At 64.2% G+C, this 23,231-nt stretch carries 19 protein-coding genes and 1 tRNA gene; 11 read left to right on the forward strand and 9 right to left on the reverse strand.

The features are described 5' to 3' along the window. Position 1: 1 nt before the first annotated feature. Positions 2-490, reverse strand: a complete 489-nt coding sequence (gene ybaK / locus R5R73_RS03850; protein ID WP_322528841.1) for a Cys-tRNA(Pro) deacylase — start codon at positions 488-490, stop codon at positions 2-4. An 85-nt stretch (positions 491-575) separates the two neighbouring features. Here ybaK and R5R73_RS03855 point away from each other — a divergent pair, with 85 nt between their 5' ends. Both R5R73_RS03855 and R5R73_RS03860 read left to right on the forward strand, forming a co-directional pair. Continuing rightward, a complete protein-coding gene (locus R5R73_RS03855; protein WP_322528842.1) occupies positions 576-923 on the forward strand; it encodes a hypothetical protein in 348 nt (115 codons plus the stop codon). 228 nt (positions 924-1,151) lie between these two features. After that, positions 1,152-1,937: an outer membrane protein OmpK gene (locus tag R5R73_RS03860; protein ID WP_110632062.1), complete on the forward strand. Its 786-nt coding sequence runs from the start codon at positions 1,152-1,154 to the stop codon at positions 1,935-1,937. A gap of 98 nt (positions 1,938-2,035) precedes the next feature. Here R5R73_RS03860 and R5R73_RS03865 read toward each other — a convergent pair whose 3' ends face one another. Further along, the gene (locus R5R73_RS03865) at positions 2,036-2,395 is read right to left on the reverse strand and encodes a hypothetical protein (protein ID WP_247643263.1); all 360 of its coding nucleotides are present in this window, start codon (positions 2,393-2,395) and stop codon (positions 2,036-2,038) included. Between the two features lie 131 nt (positions 2,396-2,526). On the opposite strand from R5R73_RS03865, the gene R5R73_RS03870 reads away from it, so the two are divergent. After that, positions 2,527-3,684, forward strand: a complete 1,158-nt coding sequence (locus R5R73_RS03870; RefSeq protein ID WP_322528843.1) for a PatB family C-S lyase — start codon at positions 2,527-2,529, stop codon at positions 3,682-3,684. A 66-nt stretch (positions 3,685-3,750) separates the two neighbouring features. Here the strand turns inward: R5R73_RS03870 and R5R73_RS03875 are convergent, their stop codons facing one another. Beyond that, complete coding sequence (locus R5R73_RS03875; RefSeq protein ID WP_322528844.1) at positions 3,751-4,686, reverse strand: tetratricopeptide repeat protein; 936 nt, start codon at positions 4,684-4,686, stop codon at positions 3,751-3,753. Positions 4,687-4,788: 102 nt separating this feature from the next. On the opposite strand from R5R73_RS03875, the gene R5R73_RS03880 reads away from it, so the two are divergent. Further along, positions 4,789-5,595: a DUF3750 domain-containing protein gene (locus tag R5R73_RS03880; RefSeq protein ID WP_322528845.1), complete on the forward strand. Its 807-nt coding sequence runs from the start codon at positions 4,789-4,791 to the stop codon at positions 5,593-5,595. Positions 5,596-5,810: 215 nt separating this feature from the next. Here the strand turns inward: R5R73_RS03880 and R5R73_RS03885 are convergent. Both R5R73_RS03885 and R5R73_RS03890 read right to left on the reverse strand, forming a co-directional pair. Next, positions 5,811-5,887: transfer RNA gene (locus R5R73_RS03885), tRNA-Met, on the reverse strand. 28 nt (positions 5,888-5,915) lie between these two features. After that, entirely contained in the window at positions 5,916-8,684 is a 2,769-nt protein-coding gene (locus tag R5R73_RS03890) for a DUF349 domain-containing protein (protein ID WP_322528846.1), read from the reverse strand. A gap of 256 nt (positions 8,685-8,940) precedes the next feature. Between R5R73_RS03890 and minC the strand changes: the two genes are divergently transcribed. The 4 genes from minC (at position 8,941) to sbcB (ending at position 12,426) form a co-directional block, all read left to right on the forward strand. Next, on the forward strand, positions 8,941-9,681 hold the full coding sequence (gene minC / locus R5R73_RS03895) for a septum site-determining protein MinC (protein WP_071231742.1): 741 nt from the start codon (positions 8,941-8,943) through the stop codon (positions 9,679-9,681). A 46-nt stretch (positions 9,682-9,727) separates the two neighbouring features. Next, complete coding sequence (minD, locus tag R5R73_RS03900) at positions 9,728-10,549, forward strand: septum site-determining protein MinD (protein WP_071231743.1); 822 nt, start codon at positions 9,728-9,730, stop codon at positions 10,547-10,549. Then, a complete protein-coding gene (gene minE, locus R5R73_RS03905; protein ID WP_071231744.1) occupies positions 10,546-10,815 on the forward strand; it encodes a cell division topological specificity factor MinE in 270 nt (89 codons plus the stop codon). The genes minD and minE overlap by 4 nt, the downstream gene beginning before the upstream one ends. 117 nt (positions 10,816-10,932) lie before the next feature. Next, positions 10,933-12,426: an exodeoxyribonuclease I gene (sbcB, locus tag R5R73_RS03910; RefSeq protein ID WP_322528847.1), complete on the forward strand. Its 1,494-nt coding sequence runs from the start codon at positions 10,933-10,935 to the stop codon at positions 12,424-12,426. Between the two features lie 146 nt (positions 12,427-12,572). Here sbcB and R5R73_RS03915 read toward each other — a convergent pair whose 3' ends face one another. Next, positions 12,573-15,527, reverse strand: coding sequence for an insulinase family protein (locus R5R73_RS03915; protein ID WP_322528848.1), 2,955 nt, complete (start codon positions 15,525-15,527; stop codon positions 12,573-12,575). Between the two features lie 145 nt (positions 15,528-15,672). Then, positions 15,673-16,347 (reverse strand): SOS response-associated peptidase, encoded by a 675-nt coding sequence (locus tag R5R73_RS03920; RefSeq protein ID WP_071231746.1) that lies wholly within the window; start codon positions 16,345-16,347, stop codon positions 15,673-15,675. Between the two features lie 271 nt (positions 16,348-16,618). Here R5R73_RS03920 and R5R73_RS03925 point away from each other — a divergent pair, with 271 nt between their 5' ends. Together R5R73_RS03925 and R5R73_RS03930 are read left to right on the forward strand one after the other, a co-directional pair. Beyond that, positions 16,619-17,233, forward strand: coding sequence for a TetR/AcrR family transcriptional regulator (locus R5R73_RS03925; RefSeq protein ID WP_071231747.1), 615 nt, complete (start codon positions 16,619-16,621; stop codon positions 17,231-17,233). After that, positions 17,230-19,131, forward strand: coding sequence for an MFS transporter (locus R5R73_RS03930; protein WP_322528849.1), 1,902 nt, complete (start codon positions 17,230-17,232; stop codon positions 19,129-19,131). Before R5R73_RS03925 ends, R5R73_RS03930 begins: the two co-directional genes overlap by 4 nt. Positions 19,132-19,226: 95 nt before the next feature. Here R5R73_RS03930 and R5R73_RS03935 read toward each other — a convergent pair whose 3' ends face one another. Together R5R73_RS03935 and R5R73_RS03940 are read right to left on the reverse strand one after the other, a co-directional pair. After that, a complete protein-coding gene (locus R5R73_RS03935) occupies positions 19,227-20,510 on the reverse strand; it encodes an HlyC/CorC family transporter (RefSeq protein WP_322528850.1) in 1,284 nt (427 codons plus the stop codon). 106 nt (positions 20,511-20,616) lie between these two features. Beyond that, on the reverse strand, positions 20,617-21,420 hold the full coding sequence (locus tag R5R73_RS03940; RefSeq protein ID WP_110632037.1) for a cytochrome C assembly family protein: 804 nt from the start codon (positions 21,418-21,420) through the stop codon (positions 20,617-20,619). Positions 21,421-21,701: 281 nt separating this feature from the next. Here R5R73_RS03940 and ffh point away from each other — a divergent pair, with 281 nt between their 5' ends. Then, entirely contained in the window at positions 21,702-23,114 is a 1,413-nt protein-coding gene (gene ffh / locus R5R73_RS03945; RefSeq protein ID WP_322528851.1) for a signal recognition particle protein, read from the forward strand. The last annotated feature ends 117 nt before the right edge of the window (positions 23,115-23,231 follow it).

Here is a 23,231-nt window from a genome sequence, read left to right on the forward strand (position 1 = left end):
ATCAACCGCGCCGGGCCAGCGCCGCAGTACGAGCTGCGGTCAGGGCGATCAGGTCGCCGGGTGCCAGCGACAGTTCCAGCCCGCGCCGGCCACCGCTGACGTGCATCGTCTCCATGGCGCTGGCGCTCTCGTCGATGAAGGTCGGCAGACGTTTCTTCTGGCCCAGCGGGCTGATGCCGCCCACCAGGTAGCCGGTGGTGCGCTCGGCCACCGGGGCTTCGGCCATGCGCGCCTTGCGCGCACCGGCGGCCTTGGCCAGCGCCTTGAGATCCAGCGTGGCATCGACAGGCACCAGGGCGACCACCAGACGCCCGTCGTCGAGCTGGGCGAGCAGTGTCTTGAATACACTGGCAGGCGGCAGCGACAGCGCCTGGGCGGCGTCGAGGCCATAGGAATTGCGGGAAGCCGCCTCCGATTCACTACCCAGTTCGTAGCTGGTGACCTCATGGGCAATTCCCCGGGATTCCAGCAGGCGGATCGCGGGCGTCATGGCGCGATTCCCGTGCCGGTCGAGGCAGGTTGCGGAAAACCCGGCGACGTTTCTAAGCTGACCACGTGATGGAGACTCCTTATCGATGGTGACTGACGACGAGATAGCGGACTACGAGGTAACCGAGCGTTGCGCGCTGTGCGGACGTGCCGCGCCGTTGACGCGTCATCATCTCACTCCCAGAACGTTGCACCGCAAACCGCGCTATCGCAAGCGCCTTGGCCGCGATCTGATGCAGACGGCCATTCTCCGGGTCTGCCGACCGTGCCATTCCCATCTTCACCGGACATTGGGCGAGCGCGAGCTGGCCGACCATTATGCAAGCCGCGAAGCGCTGCTGTCGCATCCCGATATTCGCGCCTTTGTCGAGTGGCTGGCAACCAAGCCGGACGGCTTCATTCCCAAGCGTCAGGCCAGGCGTCGTCGTTCCTGAAACCCGCCTCAAACTTGTGCAATCGGTCAGGTTTGGAGAGAGACCTGAATTGAAACAGTGCGTTAGAAAAACGCCCAAGTAACCAGGGCGCCTATGTTTCGCTGCGCTCCTGTTGTTTTGTATACAAAAACAACAGGCTGGCACACCTTTTGCTTCTGCTGCTTCCGGGTCTTCGTGACCTCGAGTTCAAGCGCCAGAGAGCGATCCATGAGAAAGGAGCAAGGTGGAATGAAAGGCTTGGGACGGAGCGCTGTCGCCATTGGCGTGATTGCAGGGGCGGCCCTTGGTGTGGCCGGTGAGGCTTCGGCCGATAGTCCGATTCTGTGGCAAGGCAATAGCCTGACCTACTTGTACGGGCAGAATTTCGAAGTCGATCCGTCGACGCAGCAGACGGTAACTTTCGAGCATGCCAGTAGCTGGACAGCAGGGGATCTGTTCATCTTCGTCGACAAGATTTTCTACAACGGCGAAGAATCCGCCACCAACGGCAGCAATACCTATTACGGCGAATTCACGCCACGTCTCTCTTTCAACAAGATATTCGACCAGTCCTTCCGACTGGGCCCCATCAGTGATGTGCTGCTGGCGGGGACCCGCGAGTTTGGCGAAGGAGACGTGGAAACGACCTTGCTGGGGCTGGGCGTGGATCTGACGATTCCCGGTTTCGACTATGCTCAGATCAACGTCTATCACCGCGACCCGGATGGGGATCGTGATGGTGATACCTGGCAGATCACGCCGGTATGGTCGGTGACGATCCCGGCGGGAGAATCGGATTTTCTGATCGATGGTTACATCGACTGGGTGGTGGACAACGATGATAGCTACCACGCCAACCTGCACGTCAACCCGCAGATCAAGTACGACCTTGGAAAGGCGATGCACTGGTCTCAGAAGAAGCTCTATGTCGGTCTGGAGTACGACTACTGGAGCGACAAGTACGGGATCGAGAACAGCACGGCTTTCGATACCGACCAGAACACCGCGAGTCTTCTCGTCAAGTACAACCTCTGACCTCCGTCTGTTCATGTCAGCGTGCCCTGCGGCCTGACTCGGGCTGATACTGAACGGCACCAGCGAGTCATGGCATGGCTCGCGCCGGGCCTGGCAGGTCAGACCAGGCGCAGCCCGCGATAGTCGTGCCACGCTTCGGCCAGCGGTGCGGCGAGGCGTTCGCGCAGATGTTCGGGCAGCGCGTCGCGCGCCGTCTCGAAGGCGTCGAAGTCCCGATTGTGCAGCCAGCAGTAAGCCCAGGCGCAGGCCTCGTCGTCGTCGCGGGGCAGGGGCCGGGCCGGCATCTGCACCAGCAGGAACAGTGCCGTTCTGGCAGCCCAGCGCGGCGGCGTGGCGTCACCGCTCCAGTGGGTCAGCGTGGCGCCGTCCGGTGTCGACTCCGGCTCTCCCAATTTGGCGATGCGCGCCGTATCGGCCAGAATCAGGGCCAGACGGTCGGGATCGGCCTGCCCCAGCATCAGCCAGTGGCCGACCAGCTTCGAATTGCCGGCCAGCACCCGAGCGTAGAACGGTCGGGGAGAAGCGTTGTCAGGCACGTCAGGCCGCTCGCACATATTCGTCCATCCATTTCGATGATGAGATCACTATCGTGAACTTCGATTTTGCCACGCGTATCGATCGCCGCCAGCACGCCACCAAGAAGTGGCTGCAATACGACGAAGACGTCCTGCCCCTGTGGGTTGCCGATATGGATTTTCGCTCGCCGCCGGCGGTCATATCGGCACTCGAGTCACGCGTCGCGCACGGTGTCTTCGGCTACGGTGACGTGTCCGCGGCGTTGAAGCAAACCCTTTGCGACTGGAGCCGTGACCACTACGACTGGCAGATCGAGAAAGCGTGGCAGCTATGGGTGCCCGGCGTGGTGCCGGCGCTCAATCTGGCGGCGATGGCATTCAGCGAACCGGGGCAGGGCGTGCTCACTGCCACCCCGATCTATCCGCCGTTTCTGAGTGTCGCCAGAAATACCGGACGTGAAGCACAGACATTCGCGCTGGCCGAGCCCGCCGCGCCTGGCGAGCCCTGGCGGCTCGATCTCGAGGCGCTGGAGGCGGCGATCCAGCCCAATACCCGCGTACTGCTGTGGTGCCACCCCCACAACCCCACCGGGCGCGTGTGGAATGCCGAGGAACTCAAGGGGCTGGCGGAGCTTGCCGTGCGTCACGATCTGATCGTGGTGTCCGACGAGCTGCACTGCGATCTGATCCTCGATCCTTCGGTCTCTCATCGGCCGCTGGGTCAGCTGTGTCCGGAATTGGAGGATCGTCTGATCACGCTGTGGGCGCCCTCCAAGACGTTCAACATCGCGGGGCTCTCTTCCGCCTGCGCCATCATCGCCGACGACGATCTACGCCAGCGATTCCAGTCTGCCGCTGCCGGCCTGCTACCCAGCGTCAACGTGCTCGGCCTGAGCGCGTCGCAAGCCGCCTACGCCGAGTGCGAGGCGTGGCGCCAGGCGTTGCTGGGCGAGCTACGGGACAACCTGGCCCTGGTGGAAGCGCATGTCTCGCGCTGGCCGAACGTGACCCTGTCGACACCGGAAGCGACCTATCTGGCCTGGCTGGATCTGCGCCGGAGCGCACTGGCCGAGTCGCCGCAGCAGCGTTTGCTGGAAGAGGCACGCGTGGCGCTTTCCGATGGTGCCGACTTCGGCTGGCCCGGTTTCGTCAGGCTCAACTTCGGCATGCCGCGAAGCTGGCTGGAGGAAGCGTTGCTGCGTCTGGACCGGTTGCTGGCCGAGCCGGCCTGACGAAAACGCCCGGCGCGAGCTTTCACTCGGGCCGGGCGTTAGCGGCATCACGCGGATCGACGTCGATCAGTAGAGCATGGCGAACAGGCGACGGCGGTAGGTGACGGTCAGCGGGTGTTCGGCGCCCAGCGCATCGAATACCCGCAGCAGCGTCTTGCGCGCCGCGTCCTCGCCGTAGGCGCGATCGCGCTTCATGACGGCCAGTAGCGCTTCGAGTCCGGCCTCGTACTGGCCATCGGCGATCTGACGCATGGCGCGCTGATACTGCGCTTCGCTGTCGTCACGCTCGCCCAGGGCGTCGATATCGGCCTGGCTCAAGGCTTCCTCGCCAAACTCGATGCGTGCCCGCACGCCGCGTGCTTTGGCCGCATCGCGGTGTTCCGGCGGCAGGTTGTCGAGGATCTGTTTGGCGTCAGCGGTCTGGCCGGCAGCGACCCGCACCCCGGCCAGCTCGATCTGGTAGTCGTAGTGCTCCGGGTACTGCTGGATCAGTTCCTGATAGATCGCCTCGGCGGTCTCGGTATCGCCGGAGGCCAGCGCTGCCTCGGCCATCTCTTCCGGACTCTGGGAGGCGTTCGCCGGTGCCTCGAGATACTTGCCCAGCCACTCGCGCACCTGCTTTTCCGGCAACGCGCCCTGGAACTGGTCGTAGAGCTGGCCCTGGGAGATCAGCTTGACGTCCGGCACCGAACGCACCCCTAGCTGCGAGGCGATCTGCGGAAAGGCTTCGATATCGAGCCGCGCCAGCACGAAGGCGCCAGCGTATTCCTGCGCCAGCTTCTCCAGCACCGGCTTCAGGTTCTTGCACGGCTCGCACCAGGAAGCCCAGCTCTGCAGCAGTACCGGATGCTGCATCGAGCCCTCGAGCACGACCTGCTGGAAGTTCTCCAGCGTGACGTCGACGATGACGTCCTCCGGGCCAACGTTGTTACCGGCGCCATTCTGGCTGCTTTCTTCCGGGCCGGTCAGCGGTTGTCCGGTGCGGGGATCGACGATAGCCATGTGAAAACCCTTGATGTTCGATTCGAGATTGATGAGTGTTATGTGGGTCATCGTACGCCGATTCAACCCGTCTCCCGACCAGAACGCCGGAATTCTCTGCCGATGAACCTGTCCCGCATGCTGACTCGCACGTTCAAGTTCGTGCTGGCCGCCGTCACGCTGATTATCGTACTGCTGCTGGGGCCTGCCTACATGCTCGCTTCCCAGCAGGTGCCGATGTCCGCCAACTGGCAGGATGCGGATCGTTCTTCCAGTGGATTGGCGCCGGATCCGGCGGAGGTGCGCGAAGCAGTCGTTCAGGTCTATGCGGCGCGCACCTTCGAGTGGCGCGGGGCGTTCGGCGTGCACACCTGGATCGCGACCAAGGCCGAAGATGCCAGCCGTTATCGCGTCTATCAGGTGGTGAGCTGGCGTCGGCCCACGGTGGAGACCAGCTATGCGCCGCCGGATCGCCAATGGTATGGCAATTCGCCGACGCTGCTGGCCGAACTCCGGGGCGACAAGGCGGCGCGGGCGATCAGCGGGATCGAGCGCGTCGTGCCCGACTATCCGTTTCCCGACCGTTACGGTATCTGGCCCGGCCCCAACAGCAATACGTTCATCGCCTGGGTGGTGCGACAGGTACCGGAGCTCTCGGTGGACTTCCCGCCCAATGCGATCGGCAAGAACTACCTGCCAGGAGAGTTCGTCGCCAGGACGCCGACGCAGACCGGCTATCAACTGTCGCTGGGCGGTCTGTTCGGCGTCATGCTGGCCTGGGACGAAGGATTCGAACTCGACGTGCTGGGACTGACCGTCGGAGTCGACTGGCAGTCTCCCGCACTCAAGCTGCCCGGCATCGGCCGGGTCGGCATGGCGCAACCGACCGGTAGCCACGGGGAAAGAGAGGTGGAGCAGGAGATTCCGTGAGGATCTGGCGATAAAGCGAAACAGGACCCAGATATCCGGGATAACCCATATGCATAATGTGGCGGAACCGGTACCTACACGCACGTGGGTAATGGATAACGCAAAACGGGTCGTGAGAGAAACGGATAAAGAAAAGAGAAAAGCGGATAGCGTTTGACGGAAAAAATAGGGACCAAAAAAAACCGGCGCCTGGGGAAGGCACCGGTCAAATAATTTGGTAGCGGGGACCGGATTTGAACCGATGACCTTCGGGTTATGAGCCCGACGAGCTACCAGACTGCTCCACCCCGCATCAACTTGAGGCGTATTATACGTATGGATTAGACGATGTCAATACTGTCGTCGCTGTGATGATGTCCTGTCTGGCTCAAATGCGTCATCACGCTATCGAAAGCGGGCTCGTAGCGCTCCCAGGTCTCGGTCGTAAGCGGGGCAACCGACAACAGCCGCAATAGCGTCTGATGCAGCTCCTCGGGCGGCGTGGGCGGCCGGCCCAGACCGTCGTTGAGCCGCGCGACCTGAACCTCGAGGCGCAGCGGTTCCAGCGCTTCGGGGATGGCGTCGCCGGCCAGCAGTGCCAATTGGACCAGGCAGCGCTGCAGATGCTCTTCGGCCTGCTGCGGTGACGACGCTTGGCGCTGAGTCTCGCGGGCTTCGAGCGCTCGTCGTACGTCGCTGTCGAGCCGGGCCATATCGAGCGCTTCGCCGTCGGCCTGACGCATCCACGCTCGGTAGTCGGGCCACTGCTTCGCTTCTTCCACCAGCGCAAGCCGATCCAGCGTGACTTCCCGCGCGTGAACGATACCTTGCCAGCGCTTTTCCATACCCTCGCTGCGCCGGCTGCGGGGCAGGGGCACCAGGCGTTGCGCTTCTGTCAGCGCCGACTCGAGAACATGGCGCTCTCCGGCGGACGCGGGCTGCCAGGCGTCCAGGCGGTCGATCAGTGCCTGCATGTCATCGAAGCGCTGCTGCTGTCGTGCCTGCTGTTCGCCACGCACGGTGTCGCGGGCCGCAAAAATGGTGTCGCAGTGGTTGCGGAACTGGCGCCACAGCGTCTGTTCGATGCCTTTCGGCGCTCGGCCCAGCTCGCGCCAGCGCTGTTGCAGCGACTTGGCCTGCTCGGCACGCTGCGCGGCGGGCGCGGTATCTTCCGCCAGTTGTCGGGCCTGTTCGACCAGTTCGCGCTTGTGGTCCGCGACATCACCGGCGCGCTCGTCGATCAGCGACTGCAGCTGGCGACGCAGGCGGGCGTAATGCCGACCGGTCGAGGCGGCCTGCCGCCGCGGAACCGGCCAGTGTCGATCCCACTGTTCCTGGGCGGCATCGCGAATCCGGCGCAGGCCATCCGGGTCGGCATCCTCGGAAGGGTGGGCCAGCAGCGCTTCGAGCTGTTCGCAAAGTGCCTGCCGGGCCGCGAGGTTGTCCTGCTCCCGCGATTCGAGCTCGGCCTCCCATTCGGCCAGCTGTTCATGGAGGGCGTCGGAGGCGGCGCGGAAGCGCTGGGCCAGCTCGCGGGTCGCTGCAGCGTCGCCAAGCTGGCGCCAGTCGCGAATCAGTTGCTGATGCCGACGATGACGCTCTGCATCCGGCTGCTCGCGGGCCTCGACCAGCGCTTCGATGTTCGCCAGCAGGGCTTCGCGCTTGGGCGCGGCGGCGAAACCGCGCCAGTCCTTCAATTCGGCCAGGCGGGCGGTCTGCTGCTTGTAGGCCTGCTCCTGGGCCGGCGACAACGACTGCCCGCTGGAATCCAGGTGCTGGCGCAGACGGCGATGCAGCTGCGAGGCCGGGCGGTAACGGCCCTGGTCGAGCTCCTCGGACAGAGCCTCGAGCTGTGCGCCGATCTCTGCGTCCGACCAATGGTTTTCGGTCTTGGCGGCGGCTGCCGTGTCTTGCTGTCGCCTGCTGGCTGCTGCCTGGCGCTGGGCATCGAGCACCAGCTCGGTCGGCGGCAGCGTGCGCGGCCATGCCAGGCGCTCGAGGACCGGCGCCAGCGGCTCGTCCTTCTCGAGCGCTTCGCGCAGGGCGGGGGCTTCGGCCTGCAGCCGCTCCCAGGCCTGCCAGATGGTCTGGGCCTGCTGGTCGAGCGCCGCGTACCGCTGCTGGAAGGACTCGCTGACCCCGTAGCGATCCGAGACCTCCTGCCAGCGCTCTTCCTGCAGCCGCCACTTGCCTTGCAGCGCCTGCATGACCTCCGGGGTCAGTCGTTCGGTTTCAGCGACGATGTTCAGTGCCTGGTTCAGGGCATCGAGGATGCCTTCGCGCGTCGATTGCGCCTCGGACTTTTCGCGCTGGATGCGTTCGAGCTCGCGATGCTGATGCTCGTGTTCGGCGATGCGCTGGCGGCAGCGAGTCACCGCGGCATCGAAGCGGGCGTGCTGGGTTGGGTCTGCGTTGCTGGTCAACGCGTCCCATTGTTTGACCCAGTGCTTCAGGCGCGCCTCGAAGGTCGGCTCCCAGGGGCGGTTGGCCTGGGCTTCCAGGGTTGCAAGCAGCTGCTCGCGCTCCGCTTCTTCGCGGCTCTGCTGTTCGGCGTCGGCACGCAGGCGCGCCAGTCGCTCACGCGCCAGGCGGGCCACCTGCTTGTCCCGGCGTGCCTGCTTGGCCAGTTGCGCCAGTCCGTCGGGGGAGGTGACACGTTCCGCGGCGGCGTGGCGCACGGCAGTGATGCTGTTCTCGCTGGCGTGGTGGATCAGGTGCGCTTCGTCGTCGATGCGAGCCAGCGCGGCCAGACGCAGGGACTGGTTGTCACTCTGGCCGATCAGGGCGTCGATCAGTGCCAGATCCTCGAGCTGCTCGATCTTTGCCAGCCGCGTATTGAGATCGGGGCTGGGCGAAACGCGCCCGCCGAGAAGGTCGACGAGACGCTGGAACGACTCTTCGCTCGGCGACTGGCGATGCCACTGGAGCAGCGGATCGAGATCCTGTACCCGCGCCAGTGCCGCCTGGCGGACCTGGGGGGAATCGTCCTGGGCGAGCTGACGAAGCGTATCGAGCTCGTCCGAGCTCAGTTGAGAGGCGGCTTGGGCGCGGACAGCGGGATCCTTGTGCCGCCAGCGAGGGGAAAACAGACGTTGAAAGAGTCCTGGCATGGCCGGTGTGGCATCCTGAAAACGACGGGGCTGGCAGAGATCGACCCCGCAAGTTCGCGGCGCCGACGGCAACTGTCTATCTAACCATTTGAAGGCCAGCGGTAAAAGCCCGATTCGTCGGTGATGAAAGCCCGATTCGCGGGTTGCGTCGGTTCGTGGCGACACCTGACAAAAGGTCTGAGGGGCCTTATGATCGGTTGCAGCGATGTCCGCCCTCGCCTAGCTTAACCCCATTCCCCCGCTGCGGAGTTCGGTCATGAGTCTCAACAGGGATCGGGCAGACACTGCCTTTACATTCAAAGGCGGCATGCTGCCGATGACAGTCATGGAGTTGGCCAGTGGCGACCCTGAGCGTATCCGCGCACAACTGGCCGGGAAGGTGAGTCAGGCACCGGCCTTCTTTCAGCATACGCCGGTGGTGCTGAGTGTCGAGCAGGTCGACGAGCCGCACCTTGCCCTCGAGCGTATCTGTGCCGTGTGTCGTGCGCACAAGTTGCTGCCAGTGGCCGTACGCGGCGGTTCGGATCCGGTCAAGCAGTCGGCATGGGCGCTGGGGCTAGGCTGGTTCCCGCCGCAGGAGAATCGTCCGCGTGGGGTCGAGCCCCGGCCCGTCGAGGCACCGATCGAAGCGGAGCTGCCGGTGCCGCCGCCGGAGGTATCGATACAGGCTGGGGGGCGTATTTATCGCGGTACGGTGCGTTCGGGCCAGCAGGTTTCCGCCTCGGAAGGCGATCTGGTCGTGATCGGCGCCGTCAATCCCGGTGCCGAGGTGCTGGCCGCAGGCAGTGTGCATGTCTATGGGCCACTACGCGGACGGGCGCTGGCTGGTATTCATGGCGATCGCGAAGCCGGTATCTTCTGTCACGATCTGAAGGCCGAGTTGCTTTCCGTGGCAGGAACCTACAAGCGTCTTGAGGATATCGACCCCAAGATGCTGGGATGTTCGGTGCAAGTGCAGCTCAAGGAAGACCAGTTAAGGATCTCGGCGCTGACCTGAATGGCGCGAGAGTGATCAACAGTTATCGGGTAACAGGAAGTTCATCTTGGCCAAGATCATCGTTGTAACGTCCGGTAAAGGTGGCGTCGGCAAGACGACCAGTGCGGCAGCCATTGCCACGGGGTTGGCCCTTCGCGGTAACAAGACCGTCGTCATCGACTTCGACGTGGGGCTGCGGAATCTGGACTTGATCATGGGGTGTGAACGCCGGGTCGTCTATGACCTGGTCAACGTCATCCAGGGCGAGGCCGGACTCAAGCAGGCTCTGATCCGCGACAAGCGCTCGGAGAACCTGCATATCCTTCCCGCATCCCAGACGCGCGACAAGGATGCGCTGACGCTGGAAGGCGTCGAAAAGGTCCTGATGGATCTCTCCGAGGAGTTCGATTACATCATCTGCGACTCTCCCGCCGGTATCGAACGTGGCGCCCAACTGGCCCTCTACTTCGCCGACGAGGCCATCGTCGTGACCAATCCCGAGGTCTCCTCGGTGCGGGACTCGGACCGTATTCTCGGATTGCTGTCGTCCAAGTCGCGTCGCGCCGAACAGAACCGTGACCCGATCAAGGAACACCTGCTGGTAACCCGCTACAACCCGAGCCGGGTCGATGACGGGGACATGCTCAATCTGGAAGACATTCGGGAAATACTGGCGATCGACCTGGTCGGCCTGATTCCTGAATCGGAAGCCGTGTTACGCGCCTCCAACCAGGGGGTGCCGGTCATCCATGACGACAAGAGCGACGCTGGACAAGCGTATGTCGATACCGTGTCGCGCCTGATGGGCGAAGACGTGCCGCTGCGTTTTCAATCGGTGCAGAAGCGCGGCCTGATCGCACGCATGTTCGGAGGAGGAGGCCGCCGGTGAGGCTACTCGATTTTCTCAAGGGTGAACGCAAGAAATCCGCATCTGTTGCCAAGGAGCGGTTGCAGATCATCGTTGCCCATCAACGCGGGCATCGGGGCCAGCCCGACTACATGCCGATGCTGGAGCAGGAGCTGCTCGAGGTCATTCGGCGGTACGTCAAGGTCGACCAGGATGCCATCAATATCAGCCTCGACAGCGACAACGACTGCTCGGTGCTCGAACTCAACGTGACACTGCCCAACGAAAGCGAAGCGGCCAAGACCTGATAAGCGGCCAAGACCTGAAGCGGCCAAGACCTGAAACGGTCAGTGCCACGGCCAGCGACACATGAGTCGTGCTGCCGGCTATGCTAGGCTTGGCCTTTTGCGCAGGCGGAGAGCGGAATGGCCACGAGTGGAAGGGGCAACAGCAGGAATTCCCGGCCCCAGGCAGAGCCCACATTTCTCTGGCACGACTACGAAACCTTCGGTGCCGATCCGCGTCGGCACCGGGCTTCCCAGTTCGCCGCGATTCGTACCGATGCCGACTTCAACGAAATCGGCGAGCCGCTGATCCTGTACGCCCGCCCGGCGGACGACGACCTGCCCAACCCCCATGCCTGTCTGATTACCGGCATCACGCCCCAGGCCGCGCTGCGTCGTGGCGTGCCGGAGGCAGAGTTCGCCGCGCGCATCCAGGCGGAAATGAGCGTGCCGGGCACCTGTTCGCTGGGCTACAACAGCCTGCGCTTCGATGACGAAGTCAGCCGCCATCTGTTCTACCGCAACCTGTTCGACCCCTACGCTCGAGAGTGGCAGAACGGCAATTCCCGCTGGGATCTGATCGATGCCGTGCGCGCCTTCTACGCCGTGCGCCCCGAGGGCATCGAATGGCCGAAGCGCGACGATGGCGCCCCGAGCTTCAAGCTCGAGCACCTGACGGCAGCCAACGGTATCCCGCATGAAGGAGCCCACGACGCGCTGGCGGACGTGCGCGCCACGATCGGCATGGCTCGGCTTTTGCGCGCCCGGAATGCCAAGTTCTTCGATTACCTGCTGTCGTTGCGTCAGAAGCGTCGAGTGGCCGAGTTGCTCGATGTCGATGCCCGCAAGCCGATGCTGCATATCTCGCGGCGTTATCCCGCCAGTCGTGGCTGCAGCGCGCTGGTCGTGCCGCTGGCTGCGCACCCTTCGAACCCCAACGGGATCATCGTCTACGACCTGGCCGTCGACCCGGCGCCGCTGTTCTCGCTGACGCCCGAGGAGATCCGGTCACGCATCTTCGTCAGCGAAAGCGAACTGGCCGAGGGCGAAACGCGGATTCCGCTGAAAGTGGTCCATCTCAATCGCAGCCCGGTGCTGCTGCCGATCGCCACGGCCAATGATGCCGTCGCCAAGCGTCTGGGGCTCGACCGTGCCTTGTGCGAGCGACACTGGCAGGCGCTGGTGCAGAATCCGGAGTCCGCCAGCAAGGCAGCACTGGCCTTTGCCGACTCGCCGGCCGATCCGCCGCAGGATCCCGACCTGATGCTCTACTCTGGCGGCTTCTTTTCGCCGCACGACCGGCAGGCGATGGAACGCGTGCACGCGACACCGCCCGACGAGCTGGGCACGACGGGGTTTGCCTTCCAGGACCCGCGGCTCGAGGAGATGCTGTTCCGGATGCGTGCGCGCAGCTATCCCGACACGCTCGACAGCGAGGAAAAGGCGCAGTGGGACGCCTTCCGCTGGGCGCGTATGAACGACGCCAACAGTGGCGGAATGACGCTCAAGGATTTTGCCCGCGAGATCGAACGCCTCAACCAGACGCCGCTGGAAGACCGCGAACGTCAGGTGCTCGAAGAGCTGGTGATGTACGTCGAGTCGATCATGCCGGAACAGGCGTTCGACGCTTATTGAGCGACGAGCGACGAGCGGGTGACGAAAGCCGACTTCCCGAACCAGACAGCCAGAAAACAGACAGCCAGAAAACAGACAGCCGCCCCGGACGATGCGTCCGGGGCGGCTTGCGTTGGAGAGTAATGTCTTCGGGTGCGCCGCTGCCGTTATCGCGCCAGCGTCGCGTAGTCGCGAGTCAGAGCATCGACATCGCTGGGCTGGTCGCCGGCATCGGAGGTGATATTGAGCGCCGGGCTCTGGCGCAGCGTCTGCCAGGCGCTGCGGACATCCGCTGCGCTCAGCTCGTCGACCTGGGCTGCCAGTTGCTCCCGACGATCGAAGTCGGCCTGGGGATAGGCCAGCGTCTGCCACAGCCGGTCGGCACGTGCCGAAAGTGACTGGTCGCGCTGCAGCAGTTGCTGGCGCACGGCCTGGCGATAGGGCGCCAGATCGGCATCGCTCAACGCCTCGATGCGCTGGTCGAACGTCTTCAGGAAGGCGTTCATGCGCTGTCCGATGGTCTCGCTGGAAACGCTGGGCGACTGCACCAGCATCATCAGGCCCGGGGCATTCATGAAGGGCGCGTAACCGGCGCTGACGACATAGCCGAGCTGTTCGTCGGTGCGCAGTTTGGCAAAGAACGGCGGGCCGATCAGTTGCCCGATCACGGCCAGGCTGGCCTGGCTCTGCAGCGCGCGATTGGGGCCCTGGAGATAGCGCAGGACTGCGGCGTCGTCCCGTGTCGTCGACGGATGCAGGGCCGGCGCATCTGCCGGGACGTCGAGCACGCGCAACGGCGGAATGTCGCTGGCGCGAAGCCTGGGCGACAGGGCGTTGGCGACCAGCAGCCCCTCGCGTCTGGCAAGGGTGGCGTCGAGATTGCCCACCGCCAGAGCCTGCACGTAGAGCTTGTCGAGGAATTGCCGGCGATAGTCGCGCACGTCCTGGGCATCGATGTCGCCGATCGCCGCCAGCATGTTGGGAGTGCTGACCTGCGGCCGCATCAGAGCCTCGCCCAGGGTGCGCTGCATCTGCTGGTAGAGGGCGTCCTGTGGCGCGTTTTCCCAGCTGCGTTCCAGCCCCTGCTTGACTCGGGCGATGCTGGCATCGGTGATCTCGCCCTGCCGCAGTTGCTCGACGACCGTCTGCATCAGGCGATCCTGATGATCGCGCCAGCCGGAGAAGGCGAGCGTGATGCCGCGACCGTGGGCGTAGGCGGTGAAGTTCTGGCCGGCCAGCGAGGCGGGGTAGAAGCGCTCGTTGAGACCATCGTTCAACCAGCCGGCCAGCAGCCGTGTCAGTACGGCATGGCGGGCATCCCGCGTGGCATCGGGGTTCTGCAGGCTGAAGCGCCATTCGACGCGCGGGGCGCCAAAGTCGCTGTCGGCCTGATGCCAGATCTCGACGCTGGGGGAGTCGACGAGGCGCGCCGGTTCGGCGCTATCGAACGGCTGTACGCTCAGGTCTTCGGCGATGTAGGGGTTGGCCTCGGGAAGCGCCAGGCCTTCGAGGGGCGTCCCGCGAGGCCAGTCGTCGCGGCGCGTCAGGGTGTAGGGGGTCGAGAAGTACTCGGTCGTCTTTTCCCCCGCGACGTCCGGGCCGCTGTAGACCCGCAGCAGGTTGTCGGGGGTCAGCCGTTCGAGGATGTCATCGATCGCCGCCGCGTCGAACTGATCCATGCGGTAGGGCGCGTACTGCACATCCTTGAGCGGATAATGGGCGAGGCTCATCGCCATGCCGCTGACGGTGTCGATCGGTTCGCTGCGCTGCTGAAAGCGGAAGCTCTGCTCGGCCAGTCTGGCCTGTTCCTCGTAACGCCAGGCGTTGACGCCGTGATCGCGGATCCGCCGGATCTGCTCGAACAGGCTCGCCTGGATGTCGTCGAGGTGGTTTTCGCCCTCCGGGGTCAGGCTGATCGAGATGTCGAACAGCGCATGCCGACCATCGCCATGGCTCGTGCCGGCAGACAGGCCGTCGGCCCAGCCGGCCTGACGCAGGGCGGCCAGCAGGCTGCCTTCGCCTTCGTGGCCGAGCAGGTTGGCGAGGTAGTCGTCGGGCTTGTCGGCATATTCGAGGATCGGATCGTCGACGGGAAACAGGAACTCCAGCTGGCGCCGGGCTTCGTTGGTCTTGATGCGCAGCGACGCCGGCAGGTCGCCGTCTCTTGCCAGCGGCTGTTCGACGACCGGCTTTTTCAGGTCGCGATCGGGTACGGCGTCGAAGCGCTGGCGCACCTGCTGCTCCAGGGTGTCCAGGGGCTCCGGCGCAAGCACGGCCAGATGCATCACGTTGGCGCCGTAATGGCGATGATAGAAGTCGAGCAGCGCCTGGCGCAGCGGACGTTTGTCGCTGTTGAGCGTATCCAGACTGCCGACGGAGAAGTGGTTGATCGGATGATCGGGATTGAGCGCCTTGCCCAGCGCTTCGTTGATGCGGCGGGCGTCATCTTCGCGCCGCGCCTGGTACTCGGAGTTCACCGCATGGCGTTCGCGGTCGACGTACTCCGGATTGAACTGCGGAGAGACGAAGAACTGCGAGAAACGGTCCAGCGCCTCGGGAAAGGCCTCGGGATCGACGTCGAAGAAGTAGTTGGTGTCCTGGTCCGCGGTGAAGGCGTTGTGAGATCCGCCGTTGCGGTTGATGAAGCGCTGGTAGCCGTCGGGATCGGGATAGCCCTCGGTGCCCAGAAACAGCATGTGCTCGAGGAAGTGCGCCAGGCCGGGCATGTCCGACGGGTCGTTGTCGCTGCCTACCGAGACATCCATCGCCGCCGCGGCCTTGTCGGCATCGGGGTCGCTGACCAGTAGCACCTGCAGGCCGTTATCCAGCGTGATGGCACGATACTGGCGGTCGTCATTAGGGCTTTGGATCAGAGGGCTCTGGGTCAGAGGGTTTTGGGTCGGGGAGCTCTGGTTCAGGGAGCCCTGGATCGGCTGGACGGGATCCGGCGAGACAGGTTTGGCGGCGGCGATGGCTTCGCTGGGCAGCGAGCTGAATGTCAGTGCCAGACCGAGGGTCAGATAGCCGGCAGCGAACCAGGCGCGGAGCCCGGAGCGCCGGGATATCGCGCTGCCAACGGCATGAGCGCGATGCGATGAAGCTCGTGAATGGGGTTCCTGCATACGGATTCTCTCGGTGATGATGAATCGGCTCGGTAATGAATCGACTTGGTAATGAATCGACTTGGTAATGAATCGGCTCGAGGATGAACGGAGCTCGACGGTGAATGGTTCGATCGTGAACGCCGAGACGGAGCGTGGCTTGGCTTCAGGCCGTCCACACCCGCATGGGTCCGACCGGATAGCCACAGGCCCACTCCTGGTGCGCGGGATCGTTCACCTGTCTTGATACCGGAAAAGCGCCCAACAGTTCCCTGTCGGCCGGCCCGATGAGGTCACGAGCGGCTGTCGGCGAGGTTTCCACAGAGAGCCAGTCCTCGATCCGGGAGGGCGCGATGACGGCGGGCAGGCGGTCGCTCATGGGCGCGATGACCTCCGTGGTAGGCACGGTGATCAGCGCGAACGAGTCGCGCGGGGTGCCGATATCCGGAGCGTAGCGGCTCCAGATGCCGGCCAGCATCAGCGGCGAGCGGTCGGTATGCGTGACCAGAAAGGGCTGCTTGCCGCGTAGCCCGGCCTGCCAGACATAGATGCCGGTCACGGGGACCAGGCAACGGCGCTCGGTCAGCGCTTCGCGAAACATCGGTCGCTCGTCGAGGGATTCGGCGCGGGCGCAGTGAGGCGCCTGATCGAGGACCTTCAGCCAGGTGGGCGTGAGTCCCCAGAAGGCATCGCGCAGCACGATGTCGTCTGCTTCCCGGCGCAGGATCGACAGCCAGCGGCGAGGCGCCAGGTTGGGGCTGAACACGGGCGGGTCGATGCCACGAAAGGCGGGGCTCCGCGGGTGACGTGTCCAGTCGTCGACATGCAGTCGACCAGCCATGGTCTCTCCTCGTGGGCATTCTGACGGCAGGGCCACAGCCTATGCCACCGGAAGGGCAGGGCCAAGATGTTATTGATCGAAAACGGATGCGACCGGTGCAATCGATCGGCTTAAAACTCTCACGAAATCGTTACGTTAATGCCCCAGGTGCTTGCGTTTGCGCGGTATGGCGATATGCTGAGAAACGCTGTTCGATTTTAAGTCGACAACAATATTTTCCGGCCCCCGGACCATCGGCAGCGATTCGACACTATTCCGAGCGAGGAATTTCATGGCTCGACCGCGACAGCACGCTCCCGAGGCGCTCCATGCTCAGGTCATGGCGGCCTGTGATGCCTGGCTGCGAGACAATCCCGTGCATACGCTGTCGCTGCGCTCCCTGGCTCGCGATGTGGGCTGTGCACCGAGTACGCTGCTCAAGCTCTACGGCAGCTTCAGCAACCTGCTGCAGTACGTCAATATCGAGACGCTCGATCGCATGGGGGCCGCGGTCTCCTGGCTCGAGGATGCCGATCCGGAACCGCAGCTCAAGGCGCTGGCGACCGCCTACTGGCAGTTTGCCCAGCATGAACCCTACCGTTGGCAGATGCTGTTCGAATATCCGCTGGCGGACGAGGGGGAGCTGGACGAGCGCCAGAGCCATATCATCGAAGCGCTGTTCCTTCGTGTCGAGAGCGCGCTCAAGGCGCATCAGCCGGCGCTCGACGATGCCGGTGCCCGCCGCATGGCAAGAACCCTCTGGGGCAGTGTCCACGGTCTGGTCCAATTGGGGCTGAACGATCGTCTCGGCTATTGGCAGGAGCAGCCGATGGAAGTCGGCGAGCTGCTCGATCAGCTGCTGACGATGACCCTCAATGGCCTGCGTTATCAGCCGGACGCCACGTGATCTCGGGATTGCTGACCCAACGCCGTTTTGCCCCGTTCTTCTGGACTCAGGCGCTGGGGGCGTTCAACGACAACCTGTTCAAGAACGTTCTGCTGCTGCTGTTGACCTTCGTCGCCGTGCCTCGCTACGGCTGGGATACGGGGTTGCTCAACAATCTGGCAGCGGGGCTGTTCATCCTGCCTTTCTTTCTGTTCTCCGCCTGGGGCGGCACGCTCGCCGACCACCTCGACAAGCAGCGGCTGGTGCGCCGTCTCAAGCTGCTGGAGCTTGCGACGATGATCGCGGCGGCGGTGGCGGTCTGGTTCGAACTCTTTGGCCTGCTGCTGGCGCTGCTGTTCATGATGGGCACGCAGTCTGCGCTGTTCGGGCCGGTCAAGTACGCCATCCTGCCGCAACATCTCGCCGCCACCGAACTGGTCAAGGGCAATGCCTGGGTCAATCTGGGCACTTTCGTGTCGATCCTGCTGGGAACGCTGCTGGCCGGCGTGCTGGCTTCGCTGGACGGCGCCCTGGAGCGGGGGGCGATCGCGGCCAGCCTGATCGTCATCGCGCTGATCGGCGTCGTCGCCAGCCTGGGCATTCCCGAGGCGCCACCGAGCGTGGCTGGCCGTGTGCCGTGGCGTCCGTTTTCGGGCACCTGGCAGGTGATGCGGGATGGCCTGAGTGAAAAGCGCGTGCGCCCCGCGCTGATCGGTATCAGCTTCTTCTGGTTTCTCGGGGCCTGTTATCTCACCCAACTGCCCGCCTGGGTGCGTGACGTGGTCCACGGCAGCGAAGGGGCGGTCAGCTTTCTGCTGGGGGCTTTCGCGGTCGGTGTCGGGCTCGGCGCGCTGCTCTGCTCGCGGTTGTCGGCAGGCCGCCTGGAACTGGGGCTGGTGCCGCTCGGGGCGCTGGTCATCGGGGTCTCGGGCATCGAGCTGGCATCGCAATCGGGCTTGGCCGGTGAACAGCTGGCGCTGGGTGAACTGCTGGCAATGACCGAGTTCTGGCAGATGAGCACGCTGCTGGCGCTGGTGGGGCTGGGCGGCGGTCTCTATAGCGTACCGCTCTACACCCTGATGCAGCTGGCCAGTCGCGAAGAGCGAAGGGCGCGCATGATCGCCGCCAACAATATCCTCAACGCGCTGTTCATGATCCTCTCCGCCGTGTTCGGGATCCTGGTGCTCAGCGTGATGAAGCTGTCGCTCTTCGTGCTGTTCGCCTGTCTCGGCTGGGCCGCTCTGCTGGTCGGCGTCGCGCTGCTGATGCGCAACCCGAGACCGGCGCTGCGGCTGTTGATCTTCGCCCTGGTCCAGGTGCTCTATCGGCTTCGCTGTCGCGGCCGTCATCATGTGCCGGCCACTGGCCCGGCGCTGGTGGTCTGCAACCATGTCAGCTTCATGGATGCGCTGGTACTCGGCGGCGCCTGCCCTCGTCCGCTGCGCTTCATGATGGATCGGCCGATCTACGAGAATCCCTGGATCAACTGGTTCTTCCGGATTGCCGGGGCGATTCCGGTGGACTCCGACCGGCGCGATCCGGGCGGCGTGCGGCGTGCGCTGGAAGAGGTCAGCCGGGCACTGCGCAACGGCGAGGTAGTGATGATCTTCCCGGAAGGGCGGCTGACGCCGGATGGCGAGGTGCAGGCTTTCCGGCGAGGGCTGGACCTGGTGCTGGCGCGAGACCCGGTGCCGGTGGTACCGGCGGCGCTGTCGGGCCTGTGGGGATCCTGGACCTCCAACAAGGATGGCAAGGCGCTGACCAAGTGGCCGCGCCGTTTGCGGGCGCGGGTCCTGCTGGTCTTCGGCGAGCCGATACCGGCGGGCTATTCGCCGCGCCGAACCCTGGAGCGGCGCGTTCGCGGGCTCAAGCGCGCTGCCGATCAGAGCCTGGCCAGGAGGCTGGGCGGCCCGATCTAGCGCAGGAAATCACTCTCTGGCGGGGCATCGCCGCCAACGCCACGTGGGAAGTCGGCGCACCGTGAGCCCCGGTCTATTCGGGGCTATTCGGGGGGCTACTCGGTAGTGCGGCGCCGGACGTCTTGCTGCCAGCAGCGTGCCGAGGTGATCAGGTTGTCGCCGATCTCAAGGATCTCCAGGCGGCTCGTGCCGATCTGCAGGCAGACCTGCGCGTCGGGAAAGGATTCCAGCTCCTCGAGGATCAGGCCGTTCAAGGTCTTGGGGCCATCCGTCGGCAACTGCCAGCCCAGTGCCTTGTTGACTTCGCGGATGTTGGCCGTGCCTTCGATCACGTAGCTGCCGTCGGCCTGCGGGTGGATATCGCGATAGGTGCCGGCGACATCGGTGGTGAACTCGCCCACGATCTCTTCCAGAATGTCCTCAAGCGTCGCCAGCCCCTGCACGTCGCCATACTCGTCGACCACCACCCCGATCCGACGCTTCTGCTGCTGGAAATTGAGCAACTGCGTATGTAGCGGGGTCGACTCCGGAATGAAGTAGGGTTCACGGGCTTCCTGAACGATCGCGGCTTTCTGGAGATCCGGTTTGGAGAGAAACCGCGAAGCGTTGCGCAGGTGCAGGATGCCGATGATGTTGTTGATGTCGCCCTTGAAGATCGGCAGGCGGGTGTGCTGGCTCTGGCGAATCTGGGCCAGCAGCGTTTCCAGGTCGTCGTCGAGGTCGAGGCCGACGATCTCGTGACGCGGCACCATGATGTCGTTGACGGTGACGTTTTCCAGATCGAGGATCGACAGCAGCATCGCCTGGTGACGGCTGGGGATCATCGGCCCCGCCTCGTGAACTACACTGCGCAGCTCGTCACGGGTGAGGCTGTCGGCACCGGCATCGAGGTGGCGAACGCCGATGAGGCGCAGAAGCCCGTTGGAGATGACGTTGACCAGCCAGACCACGGGATAGAAAAGTCTCAGCAATGGCGCAAGGATCAGCGAGGCGGGTAGGGCGATGCGGTCGGGCTTGATGGCGGCATAGGTCTTGGGGGTCACTTCGCCGAAAATCAGCACCACGATCGTCAGTGCCAGCGTGGCGATGGCGGGCCCCGACACATCGCCGAAGAAATGGATGGCGACGATAGTGGCGATCGAGGCCGCGAGGTTGTTGACCAGATTGTTGCCGATCAGTATCACGCCCAGCAGGCGATCGGGGCGCTTGAGCAGCTCGACGACGCGCCTGGCCGAGCGGGAACCGGCATTGGCCTGGTGATTCAACCGGTAGCGGTTGATCGACATCATGCCGGTTTCGGAACTGGAGAAGAAGGCTGACAGGCAAACCAGAATGAACAGCAGGCCCAGCATGAGGCCCAAGGGTATGTCATCGCTCAAGGCGGGGAATTCCTCAGGAGTTGTCAGGTTGTTGTAGGGCGTTAGCCGAACCCTGTCAACGCCGCCGACAGCCGCACCCGGCACGGCTGTCGACTCGGGGCACGTCTCAGGCGTTGTAGTGGAAGACGTATTCCAGCACGAACTTGGTGCCGAAGAAGGCCAGTATCAGCACGCCGACACCGGTCAGCGTCCAGCGCACCGCCTTCTGGCCACGCCAGCCCAGATAGTGGTGCCCGGCCAGCAGGCCAGCGAAGATCAGCCATGCCAGCAGCGACAGGATGGTCTTGTGGGCCAGGTGCTGGGCGAACAGGTTGTCCACGAACAGGAAGCCGCTGATGATGGCGAGCGTCAGCAGCAGCATGCCGCACCAGATCAGTTCGAACAGCAGCTGTTCCATGCGGGTCAGCGGTGGCAGTACCTGAACGATACCGCCGGTCTGACGGCGTTTGAGCGCGTGGTGCTGGAAGCCCAGCAGCGCTGCCTGCACGGCGGCAATGGCCAGGAAGGAGAACGCGGCGACCGAGCTCAGGATGTGGAAGTAGAGGCCCGGCGATACCCCGGACTCGATCATCCGGCTGGGCATGCCGACGACGCCGACGACGGTGACGGCAGCCAGCGGGAAGACACAGACTCCTGCGTTGAGCACGGGCTTGAACAGGCTGGCGATCAGCAGCAGTGCCACGACCAGCCAGCCCACCAGCGCTGCGCTCTGGGTCAGGCCCAGATGCAGTCCATGGGGGCCGACGATCGCCAGCGCGACGATGAGGGTATGACATGCCAGTGCGATCAGCCCGGCGCCGCGAACCCAGTTTGGACGTTCGCCGACGCGTCGGGCGAGGCTCAGGCTTTGCCACAGCCCGGCGGCGAGATAGCAGACAATAGCGACAAGGGCGAAAGGAAGCGCCGGCATCGGTGTTTTGGCCTCGTGAGCGGTTTCTGGCGACCGCCATGACGATGAAAAGAGTACGGGATGCGGATGTGCTAGATGATAGGCAATCGCGTTTCGCGGTTACTATACCCAATCACCGCCAACTCGCCCAGCCATAGCCGCATGCAGCCGAGCTGTGTCAATCAGGCCGCATGGAGCCCAGCCCTATCCATGCGTATAATGCTGGCCACATTCCTTCTAGCGGCGCCGCGAGCTTGAGTTCGAGCATCGGTGGCGCCAGGCATCGTTGCCCGGAGCGTTTCATGTTCGAAAGTCTCTCCAATCGCCTGTCGCAGACGCTCAAGTCGATTACCGGCCAGGCGCGTCTGACCGAAGACAACATCAAGGATACCCTGCGTGAAGTGCGCCGGGCCTTGCTCGAAGCCGACGTTGCCTTGCCCGCGGTCAAGGACTTCGTCGATCGCGTGCGCGAGCGTGCCGTGGGCCAGGAGGTCTCCAGGAGCCTCTCCCCGGGGCAGCAGTTCGTCAAGATCGTCCAGCAGGAGCTGGAGGCGATCATGGGTCAGGCCAACGAGGCGCTGACGCTGCGTGGCTCGCCCGCGGTCGTGCTCATGGCCGGTCTGCAGGGCGCGGGCAAGACCACCTCCGTGGCCAAGCTGGCGAAGTTCCTGCGCGAGCGCGAGAACAAGAAGGTGCTGGTGGTTTCCGCCGACGTCTACCGCCCGGCGGCCATCGATCAGCTCGAGACCCTGGCCCGGGAGGTCGACGTCGATTTCTTCCCGTCGACCAGTGCCCAGCAGCCGGTGGCGATCGCCGAAGCGGCGATCAAGCACGCCAAGATCCAGTTCCATGACGTGGTGATCGTCGACACCGCCGGCCGCTTGGCGGTGGACGAGGCGATGATGGCGGAGATCCAGGCGCTGAACCAGGCGATTCAGCCGCAGGAGACGCTGTTTGTCGTCGACGCCATGACCGGCCAGGACGCCGCCAACACCGCCAAGGCGTTCCATGATGCGCTGCCGCTGACCGGGGTGATCCTGACCAAGGCCGATGGTGACGCGCGCGGCGGTGCGGCGCTGTCGGTACGCCATATCACCGGCAAGCCGATCAAGTTCATGGGGATGGGCGAAAAGGTCGATGCCCTCGAACCGTTCCACCCCGATCGCGTGGCGTCGCGCATCCTCGGCATGGGCGACGTGCTGTCGCTGATCGAGGAGGCGGAGCGCAACGTCGACAAGGGCAAGGCCGAGCGTCTGGCCAAGAAGGTCAAGAAGGGCCAGGGCTTCGATCTCGAGGATTTCCGCGACCAGCTCCAGCAGCTCAAGAAGATGGGCGGCATGGGCGGCCTCATGTCCAAGCTGCCGGGCATGGGGCAGATGGCGGAAATGGCCCAGAACAAGGGGGCAGAGCAGGAGTTCGGCAAGCTCGAGTCGCTGATCAACTCGATGACGCCCCAGGAGCGACGCAAGCCCGAAATCATCAACGGCTCTCGCAAGCGGCGCATTGCTGCCGGTGCCGGTCTGCAGGTGCCGGATCTCAATCGTCTGCTCAAGCAGCACAAGCAGATGCAGAAGATGATGAAGAAGGCCGGTCAGAAGGGCGGCATGCAGAAGATGATGCGCGGCATGTCCGGCATGATGGGCGGCGGGGGCCCGGGTGGTCCCGGCGGCATGGGCGGTATGGGAGGGATGGGCGGCGGCTTTCCCCGGCGCTGATTCGCCCGCGCATCGCAACAAAAGGTTCCCAAGACAGGGTGTTTTCCGTAGAATGCTGCGTCTTCGTCTCGGGCGAGTGTCCGAGAAGACTCGAATCCGTGGCGTAACGATTAACTT

This window comes from Salinicola sp. LHM (genome assembly GCF_034479735.1).
Classification (GTDB): domain Bacteria; phylum Pseudomonadota; class Gammaproteobacteria; order Pseudomonadales; family Halomonadaceae; genus Salinicola; species Salinicola salarius.

What these genes read in the sequence shown, in the direction of transcription:
- ybaK (WP_322528841.1), bottom strand. Translation starts at nt 490, where the DNA reads ATGACGCCCGCGATCCGCCTGCTGGAATCCCGGGGAATTGCCCATGAG.
- R5R73_RS03855 (WP_322528842.1), top strand. Translation starts at nt 576, where the DNA reads ATGGTGACTGACGACGAGATAGCGGACTACGAGGTAACCGAGCGTTGC.
- R5R73_RS03860 (WP_110632062.1), top strand. Translation starts at nt 1,152, where the DNA reads ATGAAAGGCTTGGGACGGAGCGCTGTCGCCATTGGCGTGATTGCAGGG.
- R5R73_RS03865 (WP_247643263.1), bottom strand. Translation starts at nt 2,395, where the DNA reads ATGCTGGGGCAGGCCGATCCCGACCGTCTGGCCCTGATTCTGGCCGAT.
- R5R73_RS03875 (WP_322528844.1), bottom strand. Translation starts at nt 4,686, where the DNA reads ATGGCTATCGTCGATCCCCGCACCGGACAACCGCTGACCGGCCCGGAA.
- R5R73_RS03880 (WP_322528845.1), top strand. Translation starts at nt 4,789, where the DNA reads ATGAACCTGTCCCGCATGCTGACTCGCACGTTCAAGTTCGTGCTGGCC.
- R5R73_RS03890 (WP_322528846.1), bottom strand. Translation starts at nt 8,684, where the DNA reads ATGCCAGGACTCTTTCAACGTCTGTTTTCCCCTCGCTGGCGGCACAAG.
- minC (WP_071231742.1), top strand. Translation starts at nt 8,941, where the DNA reads ATGAGTCTCAACAGGGATCGGGCAGACACTGCCTTTACATTCAAAGGC.
- sbcB (WP_322528847.1), top strand. Translation starts at nt 10,933, where the DNA reads ATGGCCACGAGTGGAAGGGGCAACAGCAGGAATTCCCGGCCCCAGGCA.
- R5R73_RS03915 (WP_322528848.1), bottom strand. Translation starts at nt 15,527, where the DNA reads ATGCAGGAACCCCATTCACGAGCTTCATCGCATCGCGCTCATGCCGTT.
- R5R73_RS03920 (WP_071231746.1), bottom strand. Translation starts at nt 16,347, where the DNA reads ATGGCTGGTCGACTGCATGTCGACGACTGGACACGTCACCCGCGGAGC.
- R5R73_RS03925 (WP_071231747.1), top strand. Translation starts at nt 16,619, where the DNA reads ATGGCTCGACCGCGACAGCACGCTCCCGAGGCGCTCCATGCTCAGGTC.
- R5R73_RS03940 (WP_110632037.1), bottom strand. Translation starts at nt 21,420, where the DNA reads ATGCCGGCGCTTCCTTTCGCCCTTGTCGCTATTGTCTGCTATCTCGCC.
- ffh (WP_322528851.1), top strand. Translation starts at nt 21,702, where the DNA reads ATGTTCGAAAGTCTCTCCAATCGCCTGTCGCAGACGCTCAAGTCGATT.